The following is an 11,718-nucleotide window of genomic DNA, read 5'->3' on the forward strand; positions in this document are numbered from 1 at the left end:
AATAATAAAAAACCTTCTAACTATAATGCTAGAAAGTTTTTATTAAACTCAAATATTCGTTGATTATTTAAACCATTTATCAACTTCTTTTTGATGATCTTTAATCCAATTTTTGGCAGCTTCTTCTGGTGTTTTACCATTTTGAATATCAAGCATAACAGCTTCCATATCCTTAGTTGTCCAATTAAACTTATCTAAAACTTTATAAGCTTCTGGATTTTCTTTCTTCAAACCTTTACGAACAATCGTATTGATATTTTCTGAAGTTCCCATTGTGCCTTTTGGATCAGCCAAATATTTCAAATCATATTTGTTAAACATCCAGTGAGGAGACCAACCAGTAATAACAATATCTTTATGTTGTTTGATTGCTTCACCAAGAGCAACAGTCATTGCACCTGATGATGAAGGTACAAGTTTCCAACCTTTAAGATTATCATAACTATTAAGTGTTTTTTCACTAGCAGCCATTACACCTGCACCTGGTTCAATACCTGTAATTGTCTTATTCGCTTGATTTGTTAAATCTTCAATTGAATTAACATTCATATAGCTTGGAACAACGAAACCAACTTTAGCCCCTTTAAGGTTAGGACCTAACAAATCAACAGATTTACCATATTTTTGCCATTGTGTTTTATGCGTATTTGGGAGCCAAGCAGAAACCATTCCATCTGCTTGACCATTCGCTACTGTTTGCCAAGCCACCGCATTATCTAAAGCTGTCGTTTTAACATCAAAGCCATGTTCTTTCATCGCTTGAGTCAAAACATTAATGGATGCAACTTCTGAATCCCAGTTCATATAAACTAATTCTACTTTTTTGTCAGAGGCTGTTTTTCCAAAAGACATTCCTGAAAAAGCACCGACAATTAAAGCTAACAATGAAACTAAGGCAATTCCCCGTTTCCATTTTTTCACCGTAGGATTCCCCTGCTTTTCAAGAGGTGAAACATTCAGTTTTTGTGTAAAGCGGTCAATAATAATAGCTAAAATAACTAATGAAATCCCACTTACAAATCCTTTACCAATATCCGCTGATTGAACGGCGGCAAGAACTCCACGACCTAAGCCAGGCGCACCAATCATAGAGGCAATAACGACCATAGAAAGAGCTAACATAATCGTTTGGTTAACACCGGCCATAATTGTTCCTTTAGCTAAAGGAAATTCCAATTTAAAGAGCTTTTGACGAGCAGTTGAACCAAATGAATCTGCCGCTTCAACTAATTCCGTTGAAACTTGACGAATTCCCAAGTTAGTCATTCTGACTGTTGGTGGGAGTGCAAAGATAACAGAAGCAAATACCCCAGGAACAACTCCAATTCCAAAGAATGCAACCGCTGGAATCAAATAAACGAAACCAGGCATTGTTTGCATAAAGTCCAAAATTGGTTGAACGATCTTAGCCACTATATCAGATTTGGCCATCCAAATTCCTAAAGGAACTCCAATGATGATTGACAATAAACTAGAAAGTAAGACTAGTGTGATTGTACTCATTAAGTCTGACCACAAACCCTGATTAGCGATTAAAGAAAGACCGATGAAAGTGAATAAAGGAAAGGCAATTTTTTTACCTGAAACCAAAATGGCAAGAATTGTAACAACAGCAATCATCAACCAGAATGGAACGGCAGTTAAAACACCTGTAATGCCATTCATCAATGCCGTTCCTGATTTTTGAATCACATCAAATCCAGAACTAAAAGTACTTGTAATCCAATCTGTTGCCGATGATACCCAGTTTGCTAAGGGGACTTGTCCAATAGCTAAATCAATCATTTATTCTCCTCCTCTTTTTCAATCTCCTCTACTTCGTCTTCATCAGGAATATCAGCCAAGGCTTCTAAAACACTTCCTCGAATCAATACACCTTTAAGGAATCCATTATCATCCACAACTGCTAAAGGCGTTGGGGCATCATAGATAATTGGCAAGATATCTCTTACAAGCATTTCCTTAGAAACTGTTCCGACATCTGTAGTCATCACATCTTTTAATGGTTGATTATTTTTTCTAGCAGCAATAGCTTGTTCACTCGTAACAACCCCACGGAATTGACGTTTTTTGTCAACAGCCATTAGAGAGCTGACTTCTTCAGTCTTCATCTTCTTCAAGGCAACACTTGGCCCATCAACATCAATGTTAGTAGTTAGAGCTGGAATCATAATGTTTTCTGCTGTAATAACTTTTGCACGATCTACATCTTCTACAAAAGTTTTAACATAATCATTTGCTGGATTAGTCAAGATCTCTTCACCAGTACCAATTTGCATGATTTTACCATCTTTCATGATAGCGATCCGATCTCCGATACGGAGGGCTTCGTTCAAATCATGAGAAACAAAGATAATTGTTTTTTGAAACTTTGCTTGAAGTTCAAGTAGCTCATCTTGCATTTCACGACGAATTAAAGGATCTAGTGCAGAGAAGGCTTCATCCATGAGTAGAATCTCTGGGTCATTAGCTAAAGCGCGTGCTAGTCCAACCCGTTGTTGCATCCCACCAGATAATTGCTTAGGATACTGATCTTTAAAGTCTAACAAATTCGCATTATCCAAGGCCTTTTCTGCACGTTTGCGACGTTCTTCCTTTGGCACATTTTGAACTTCCAACCCATATTCAGTATTTTCTAGAATTGTTCTATGTGGAAATAGACCAAAATTTTGGAAAACCATACTCATTGTTTTACGGCGAACTTGAAGTAAATCTTCTTTATTTAATGTAGCAACATCTTGGTTGTCAATAAATATTTTTCCACTTGTTGGTTCAATCAATCTGTTAAGTAAACGCAACAAAGTTGATTTACCTGAACCAGATAGACCCATGATTACAAAAATTTCCCCCTCATTGATTTCAAAATTTGTATCATAAACCCCTACAGTGGCACCGGTTTTTTTCAAAATTTCATTTTTAGGCTCACCTTTTTCAACCATCGTTAATGCGGTTTTAATTCGTTTGCCAAAAATTTTAGTTAGATGTTCAATTTTTATTTTTACTGGCAAAATAACTCTCCTTTACTCTAACACAGGGAAGCTTAAAACGTTTTTTAGAAATATAAATTCTAAATAAGTTAATTAATAATTAGAAGTTTTAAGTTACACAAGTGATTTTCTTATTTAAAGTGACCACTCAATAATAACAATATGTAGTCACTATGTCAACTAACTAAACTTAAGCTTAAAAAAAGGCACCGTTTTGTAAACGATGTCTTAGTTGCAATAAAAGAAATTTTGTACAATTTGTCCCGTATCAGAAGCACCCACAAAATATAAGGTATCTCCCTGATTTAAAGTTGCGTATGGTCCTGGCGAAACAATTAATTCTGCATTTTGTAAAATAGCAACAACTGTCGCGCCTGTATTTTGCCAAAGATTCATTTCTCCTAGACTCATTCCAAATTTTTCAGAGTCTTTTTCTAGTTCGAATTCAATAGGAGTTAAAGGATTTGTTTTTTGAAAGTGTTCAGTTTGATCAACCAATTTATCTAAGATTGATGAAAAATTAGCTAATTCTCTTCTTTGACTTTCAACGCTCTGCATGATTTGTGTCCGTAAATCTTGCATAGTTTCCACTTCTTGATATTGAGTCAGATATTCCTGCGCCTTTTGCTTTGAAGCAATATTCACACCACTACCATGAACAGGGTCAACAATCCCCAGATCACTTAGAACATTGATTGCTTTACGTGCCGTTTCGGGTGAGACACCAAAAGTTGTTGCAAGAGTTGAACGAGCGTATATTTTTTGTCCAACTTTAAGTTCATTACGTACAATTCTCTCAGCAATTTGTAGGGCAATTTGCTGATATCTTGGTTGCCTCGCTATGCGCATATAATTCTCCTCATCTCAAATCATTAAAAATTTATTCTACCTGAACAAAATGAAATTATTTCATATTATAGCGCTTTATCCTTTATTTTTCAATCTATACCATTTAGTATGATTTTTCAAACCTCTAAGTAAAATATGTTTTTAATGCTCCGTTTTTAGCTGAAATCCTTAAGAAAAAGAAGCTATCACAACAATTATTTTAACTGTTTTTCTATTTAGAATTTTTTAAAGAGTAAATTCTTTGATCACCTATTCCCTCTGTAATTGGAAAACGATAATCAATATTCTTTTTGTTTGCATCTTCAATGAGACTTTGCCAAGCTTTCCAAACATTTTCTTCGGAATATCGTCCAGCGAGTTCATAAGACCGAGTAGACATTTTTTGTAGCTTATCTTCTTGAGTAAAGAGTTCCACTAAACGGTCAGCCATTTCTTGAATCCCCTCAAAAGGAACAACAAAACCATTTTCTCCATCAACTATTAACTCATTTGGACCATAATTAACATCGTAGGTAACACCAACCATACCATGGCTTATTGCTTCCATGAGCGATAAATTAAACCCCTCCATGATTGAAGCTAAGGCATAAACTTGAAAATTCTTTTGCAATTCTCCCACATTATTAGCATACTCAAATTGATGCACCGCCTCTTCCATATGGTATTCTTTTATCGCAGCATTAATGGCTTTTTGCGCCGAATCATCATCTCGATGGTCAACATAACCATAAAAATCTAGCGTAATGTCTGGAACAGTCTTCCTCGCAATCCCTATTGCCCTAATAATATGATCAATTCGTTTTTCAGGTGCAACACGTGCAGTAACTAAAACACTATGTGCTTTACGCGCCTTCATATCAATCCGCTTCTCTGAAAATACTTCATTTGGAACAACCCCAACAGGAATAGTAAATAATTTGCACTGCGGATTAAATCGTTTTGAAACATCAACTGTCTGTTTTTCTGTCGCTGATATCAGGGCATCATAACCATTCAAATTCATTAAACCAAATTCATAAAAGTTATTCATGACTGAATGCATGGGTTCTTGAGCATCTCCAGCATGAGAATTATGTAAATGAAGTACTGTATACGCTGGACGCTCCAAATTTAATAAAGCCCAATCAGCTAAATGAGTCCTGTCCATGATGAAAATATTTGCTTTATCTTTCTGCCAATATTCTTCATTTAATAAATTAAGAAAATGGAGGGTAAGTTCATCAATATTGGCAAAACTATAAATTGCTCCATCGGTACCATTCAAGCGCCATCCTGTTTTACTATATTTTTGGTTCCCGTCATACTTATTAAAAGTTTCTAGTACGGGTTTACCATTGATATCCATCCAAACCTCTGTCCCAATTTTATTATCTGGAGTATACCACTGGCTTAAGCTTAAGAAGCCACGAAAGTCATAAAAATCTACTCGATAAAGATTCCCAAAGCCATCAAAAAATTCTATTGCACTCACCCGTTCAAGAGAATCTTCTGCAAAGTATCGTACTCGAGCTATAAGCTGCTGCCCTTGAAAAACAAGATATCTCAATTGATTAGGTTCTTTATTATAAGTTAATGAATCAACTCCAAAATCTAAATCTTCTACATGAATCACCTTCTCATCTACATGTTCTGCTTTCTGAAAATAATCAAACATACATAAAGTTTCTGAATCAGAAACACCCACTTCAGATAAAAAACGATGAATATTAGGATTCCATTCTCTAAATACTAGTTTAAAAGCCTCTTTATGTTCTCGAAATAGTGCTGCACGTTTAAGTTGCGCATGCTCTATCCCAGAATTTTTTTGATTAAATGTTGAGTTAATAAAAAATAACATGATTTACCATTTCCTTTATTTGTTTATTTTATGAATAAGCTCTCAGCATTAACCTTCTCATTGAGCCACTGCGACCAAACCGCTTCTTCATTGTATTCTTTAGACTTTTCATATGAATAATTAGAAAATTTTTCCCAGTTTTCCTCTGATTCCAAAATTTCAACAATAGAATTGCTTGCTGCTTGAATTGCCCCATAAGGAACGAGATAGCCATTTTTCCCATCTTCTATTTGTTCACTCAAACCATACTTCACTTTATAAGCTACCACAGGAACACCATGATTGAGCGCTTCTAAAACATTCATCCCAAAAGCTTCTCCTTCAGAAGTATTAAGTAAAAGCCCAGCATTATCTAAAGCTTCATCTAGTGCTTTTCTCGATTGATAGCCTTTAAATTTCACCACATTTTTTAAATTATTTGCTTCTATAAGTTTTTCTAAATCTTTCTGAACATCTAGTGGAGAAGAATAACCGTAAAAATCAAGGCTTGTTTCAGGCAATCTACGATGGACTTCCGCAAAAATTTCTACAACATCAGCTGGTTTTTTCTCTACTGATAAACGTCCAACATAGACAATTTTATTTCTATCTCGCAAAAGTGATTTTTTAATTTTTTTCGAAAAAGTATCTGTTAAAGCTATAACATGTTTAAAATCATAATATTTAATAATCTCTTTCTTTTGTTGTGCTGTAGGGACTATTAAACCATCAAAACTATTTTTATAAACTGTAAATAGATTTTGCAGATAGTCAACAACCAATCTGGAAGCCCCTGCTTGTTGATTGTTTTTTGAGTGTGAATTATGTAAAAATTGCCATTTTCCCACAGCTCCTTTTATAGATGCAACCGCAGAAATAAGGGATGGACGGTCATTGATAAAGACAGAGGGCTCTTGCCCAGCTAATTCATTCATAAAGAAGGAAAAAAGCTCTTCCTCCCGATTAAAACGTCGATTTTTCCCTTTGTAGTTTAATAATTTATACATTGTTGGATTTAGAATCCCTTGAATGTTCATATGAGTAATTTCTAATTTTGGCGTTCCGTTAATATCAAAGAAAATTTGCGGACCTAGTGTACCATCTGGATGAAAGTACTGTGTAGAAGAAAGAAAACCTCGTCGATCCCAAATATCTTTAGCTATTACATGATTCATTGAATCATTAAATTCCATTGAACCAACCAATCCCACCGTAGCAGGTGCAATAAGAACTTTAGCAATAGTCTGGCCAGCATGTTTAATTAGAGACTCATTAGCATCAATTCCTTCAATATGATATTTTCTTTTATCAATCTTCTCGGTATAGCGTACATCAACATCTTTTTCAGGAACATTCATAACTTCTTGAAAATAATCGTACATATTTATGACATCATCATGAGTTAAATCTACTCTTTTTAAATCTCCAGAAAGTTGAGGATTGTAATTCTTTGTCAAAATTTTTGCCTCAACCTGATGATTTTTAAACATTTTCAAACGTTTAATAGCTGAAAATTCAGTTCCAGAGTTTAGAGTAAAGATGTTCTCATTTACAAAATAATTCATTATCAGTGCCTTTCTCTTAGGTATATTATTAAAACTGATATTAAGCAAGAGCCTTTAGCGCTTCTTTTTTCTCTATCTTTTGATGTTGCTTTTCAATTTTTTCTATTTCAACAAGATCTTCGATAAATTCGGGTTTGTCGGTAAGAGTTTCTGGTTTTTCTGGTGTTGAATAAGAAGTTTCTAACTTCTCCACCGAAGCAGGGGCCTCAATATTTTTTAATGTGGCAACTACAAGTAAAAACTCTAATTTTTTTTTATTAAAAATCATAGGAACTTCTGGAAGACTGATTGCACTTCCTCCTTCATTAACAGATAAGATATTTTGAACTCGCTTAAATTCCTTAACCTTCTTTACAATATTAATAAAAGATGAACTACCCGTAATGGTAGAAAATAACTGTTTGACATTTTCATCCAAAGCAGTTGTAAAATAGCTCTTTAAATCAAGATCCTTAGGGAGGGAACTTTCTATTACAACCTTCCTTGTTGGAATCCCCGTCAATTTTTCCATCCTATCCAGTTGTTTTCTTAAATTAGTGATACTTTGGTCATAATTAAAGCGAATTTCAGAAAAATGATTAATTGTATCTTCTAGGTTTGTATCTATCAAAGCAGAAACACGTTCAAAATAGACTCTATGAACAAGTTCTTTTAATTCATCCATTGTTCTTAAATGTGTTAAAGTGGAAATTTCTGTTCCAAGAGTGGTGGCCAACAAATGAACATCACGATAAGAAGCACTGTAAATATCCATATAATTAGGTAATGAATTAATGGCATTAACTATATCTTGCAAGCCGTTTTTAGAATCTGACATTTTAGCAATATTTTCATTTAGTTTTATCGATTCATCCAAATACTGGCGATAAGCATAAACTACTTGAGCAAAAGCCTGCTCTCTTTTGGCATACTCTGTTTGCCACTCTTTAAAATTCGTTCGTAATCTTTCCAAATATGTTTCTATATTCGTTCCACGATAAGCTAACTCACTATTTCCCAAATCAGTCAGTTTTTTACCGCCAACCTTCATGAAAACCGAAACTTGCTTTTGGTATATTGTCAGAGATTCTGTGAGTTCTTTGGCACTGGCTTCAACTTGAGCGTACAGATTTTGATAGGTTTCTGTCCATTGTGAGAGTTCAATTTTTCTGACTAATCTTGCAGATGACTCATCAACTTGAATTTCTGGAATATTAAACTCATCTATAAAATTGTAGCCTGTTGCTTCAATAATTGGAAAAGTCAATTTCTCGTTCTTAAAAACAAACTGTTTCAAATTATTCAAAGCGCCTTCAAATTCATTATCTTTTTTGAGAACATTATTTCTCAAATCTAAACAATGGTTAAATTCAAGGCTCACCTGATTATATAATTCTTGATCAGAATTATATTTTTGCATTTCTTGTTGATATTGTGTTTGAGTGGCTTTATGAGACTTCTCTAAGTTTTGATAGTCGTTATATATGACTTCGTATTGCTGATTAAGTTTTTCCAGTTGCCTACTCATCTTTGCATACTCAGGTACAAACGCCTTATAAGAATTATTATAATTAGGATATTCCTCGTGCCACACTTTTGCCTGCTCTGTCAATTGAAGGTAGAGTTTGTTGCCACTTTGATAAGTTTCTTCTAAAACGAAGAAATTATTTTCTACCTCAAACCCTAGTTCTTCTTCCGTTTCTGTCAGTCTTTTCAGTAATTTTTCAGAGACTTTATACTTCTCTAAAATTGATTCTTTATTAGCTGTCGCCACTCTAAGAAGACCAGCCACATCAGAATAAGCCTTTTGAACAATTTCAAGATTTTCTTCACTTTGAGCAAGTTTTACTTTAGCAGCTTCATATGATTCCTTAGTTGAATTATACCGGTTTTCAAAAGCAGTATAATCATCTTTTATCGTATTAAAGTACTGCTCTTCTTTTTGAAATTCTTTCTCAAGTTTATCGTATTCTTGAGAAATTGTTTTAAATGCTTCTTGTGATTGTCCACGTTGATGATTAAGAAGCCCATATTTTGATTTTAAAACTTCTAAAACCATCGTAATTTTTTTCTGAGCAGCCAATGTTTGTATTAATGATTCATTGGAAACCTTAGACTTATCTTTCTTTTCATCGACAAGCTCCTTGACTAGGGAATAACTTGCGCTGATTTGTTCAAATACACTTTTTTGCAGTTTAAATTTTTCTTCTAATGGATAGAAATCCTTTGCCAAGTTGTCAACTCTACTCTTGGCAACATCCATATCCCGTGTGATATACCCTATAACAGTTTGGCTTGGATTTTTGAGGCTTTTCATTTCCTTAAGATTCGACTTAAGTTCAGCATACTTAGCATACTCTGCATCATAACTTTTCTTTGAAATATGATAAGCTATTGATGCTGCTTCATAAGCTTTTTTATGTTCTTTATATTTATCCGTCATTGCTGTTAAAGAAGGTTCAACAAAACTAAAAATTTCCTTTGAGCTGTTCGCTTGCACCTCTGTACTTTTTATTTTTTCTTCAATTGACGAGAGATTTTGCTCAAATTTTTCCTTATTTGATTTTGTCTTTTCAAAATCCTTCATCAGCATCTCCCAATCATTTTTTATGGTATTAGCATGATGCCATTTTTTTCTAGATGCTTCAAAAGTTTCCTTCTTTTCAAGATAATTTTTCTTGAGTAACTCATAGACAGAAATAATTCCATTTAATCGGCTCTGTGTCGCCTTAAAGACTTCTCTCTCTATTACCAATTTACCTTTTAATTCTACAAAAGTATCATTCTTTTCAGATTTTTTATCAATCAGCTCTTGAACTTCTTGATTTATATTTTTTAAGGCCAAAGATTGTTCTGAAAATTTCTTTTGGGCCTCTTGTTTATCACGGATGATACTCTCATATTCTTTTGTGATTTCTTGATACTCTTTTAAACTTTTTTCATACTTTTGCTTGATTTCTTGATATTTAATCATTACAGAAGTATACTCTTGCCTTTTATCGGACATTTCCCTCGAAAGCTGATCAAAGTTTTCTAAATTGCGATTTAATTCGCGGTATCCTTTTTTATATTCAGCTAAATTTTTAAAATATTCTTCTGAATGTTGAAGGTACTTTTCAAGCAACTGTTTGTGCGTTTTTAGTCCTGAAGAATAGGCACTCCTTCCTATCATATTGCTCACTTCCTTTTGACTTAATGATGATTCCTCGCTATTCTTTAGCATAACTTGACTTTTTGAAGTCTCCCTTGATGACGCTCTTTGCTCTTGCTCTTTTCCATTTTTCAAGAACAAGCCATTCAAAATATTAAGTTGTCTGCCTTGTTTCTTCATTAACGAACCTAACCTCTCTAATAAATAAAGTTTAAAAATAATAATAAAAAATAATAACATTAAGCAGATAGATATTTTTATCTATCCGCCTAAAAATTGGAAAGGAATCGTTTCAAAAGATTAAGTTAATCTTTTAGACATCCTTTATTTACCAAGGAAGACTTTGAGCTATCCACTCTTTAAAGCCATCGGTTTTTATTCCGTGCCACTGATTATTAGGGTCGGCACTTTTTTTATCTACTTGTTTTTGAAGTTCTGGAGTCCAGCCAGAGAAAACATCTGAAACCCCCGCAATACATTTACGTTGTTCCTCCCACCACTCTTGCTCATCTATGGGAGGATACTTTTGAGATTTCAAATAGATATCTGTCAAATAATTTTCAAAATCTATCCTTAATCTTTCTGGTTTCCATTTGCTAATCATCTCAAACCAATGTCTGTTTTCCCGCGCCCAAATATGGTTCTGATAATTAAATTTATTCTCCTCGTTTCTCGTAATAGATTTAGGATTACATAGCCACATATAAACGATTTCTTCGAGATAACATTTATCAGTCGCTAATATACAAGCTAAACCAACGAAATAGGTATCTTCGTAGATGGGTAAATCTGGTAAAAATCGTAAATTTAGCATTTCTAAATAACTTCGCTTATACCATTTACCGTAGACTGCCTTTACATCCTTGTTATCATGAACTAAGTAAGTATACGGCGTTCCTTGAATTTGTTCCCAATATCCTGCTAATATCATTTGATGTCCTTGACTAGCCGCATTATAGAATGGCCACAAGGCTCCAACATAGTAGAGAACATCATCTGCATCAATGAACATGAGGTATTCACTATCGCTATGATCAATACCATACTGGCGAGCTAAACCGGGACCACCATTTGGAACTTCATGATAATGAATTTCTAAACGGTCTGCCAAAACATCAAATTTTTTGACATCAATTTTTTCTCCACCGTCGTTAACTAGATGAACATCTAGTTGAGAAAGGTCAATTCCAATTTGATTATAGATAGATGATAAAGGAAGCATTAACTCTGATTCTGTCTGTCCTTTAAAAGGAATAATAATACTTACTTTCTTCATATTTTTAATTTTTCCTTTTATATGTCTGAATAAGCGAACTCTACAATGCTGCACCTCTTCATTGTCAAAAACAAAAATATCTTCTCTTGCAATCT

At 34.0% G+C, this 11,718-nt stretch carries 7 protein-coding genes; all 7 read right to left on the reverse strand.

What is annotated here, in order from left to right:
- Positions 1-63: 63 nt before the first annotated feature.
- The gene (locus QJV49_RS02170; protein WP_225512903.1) at positions 64-1,785 is read right to left on the reverse strand and encodes an ABC transporter permease/substrate binding protein; all 1,722 of its coding nucleotides are present in this window, start codon (positions 1,783-1,785) and stop codon (positions 64-66) included.
- A complete protein-coding gene (locus QJV49_RS02175) occupies positions 1,782-3,008 on the reverse strand; it encodes a glycine betaine/L-proline ABC transporter ATP-binding protein (protein WP_003130443.1) in 1,227 nt (408 codons plus the stop codon). Before QJV49_RS02175 ends, QJV49_RS02170 begins: the two co-directional genes overlap by 4 nt.
- Positions 3,009-3,215: 207 nt before the next feature.
- Positions 3,216-3,836, reverse strand: a complete 621-nt coding sequence (locus QJV49_RS02180; RefSeq protein WP_225512902.1) for a GntR family transcriptional regulator — start codon at positions 3,834-3,836, stop codon at positions 3,216-3,218.
- 211 nt (positions 3,837-4,047) lie between these two features.
- Positions 4,048-5,673 (reverse strand): accessory Sec system glycosyltransferase Asp1, encoded by a 1,626-nt coding sequence (gene asp1, locus QJV49_RS02185; RefSeq protein WP_225512901.1) that lies wholly within the window; start codon positions 5,671-5,673, stop codon positions 4,048-4,050.
- A gap of 23 nt (positions 5,674-5,696) precedes the next feature.
- A complete protein-coding gene (gene asp1 / locus QJV49_RS02190) occupies positions 5,697-7,217 on the reverse strand; it encodes an accessory Sec system glycosyltransferase Asp1 (protein ID WP_225512900.1) in 1,521 nt (506 codons plus the stop codon).
- Positions 7,218-7,257: 40 nt separating this feature from the next.
- A complete protein-coding gene (locus QJV49_RS02195; RefSeq protein WP_225512899.1) occupies positions 7,258-10,527 on the reverse strand; it encodes a hypothetical protein in 3,270 nt (1,089 codons plus the stop codon).
- A 148-nt stretch (positions 10,528-10,675) separates the two neighbouring features.
- Positions 10,676-11,623: a glycosyltransferase family A protein gene (locus tag QJV49_RS02200; protein WP_225512898.1), complete on the reverse strand. Its 948-nt coding sequence runs from the start codon at positions 11,621-11,623 to the stop codon at positions 10,676-10,678.
- Positions 11,624-11,718 lie beyond the last annotated feature (95 nt).

It is taken from the genome of Lactococcus sp. NH2-7C, assembly GCF_029953655.1.
GTDB lineage: Bacteria > Bacillota > Bacilli > Lactobacillales > Streptococcaceae > Lactococcus > Lactococcus lactis.

Coding starts and splice junctions, on each gene's coding strand:
- QJV49_RS02170 (WP_225512903.1), bottom strand. CDS start 1,785: ATGATTGATTTAGCTATTGGACAAGTCCCCTTAGCAAACTGGGTATCA.
- asp1 (WP_225512901.1), bottom strand. CDS start 5,673: ATGTTATTTTTTATTAACTCAACATTTAATCAAAAAAATTCTGGGATA.
- QJV49_RS02200 (WP_225512898.1), bottom strand. CDS start 11,623: ATGAAGAAAGTAAGTATTATTATTCCTTTTAAAGGACAGACAGAATCA.
- asp1 (WP_225512900.1), bottom strand. CDS start 7,217: ATGAATTATTTTGTAAATGAGAACATCTTTACTCTAAACTCTGGAACT.
- QJV49_RS02180 (WP_225512902.1), bottom strand. CDS start 3,836: ATGCGCATAGCGAGGCAACCAAGATATCAGCAAATTGCCCTACAAATT.
- QJV49_RS02195 (WP_225512899.1), bottom strand. CDS start 10,527: ATGAAGAAACAAGGCAGACAACTTAATATTTTGAATGGCTTGTTCTTG.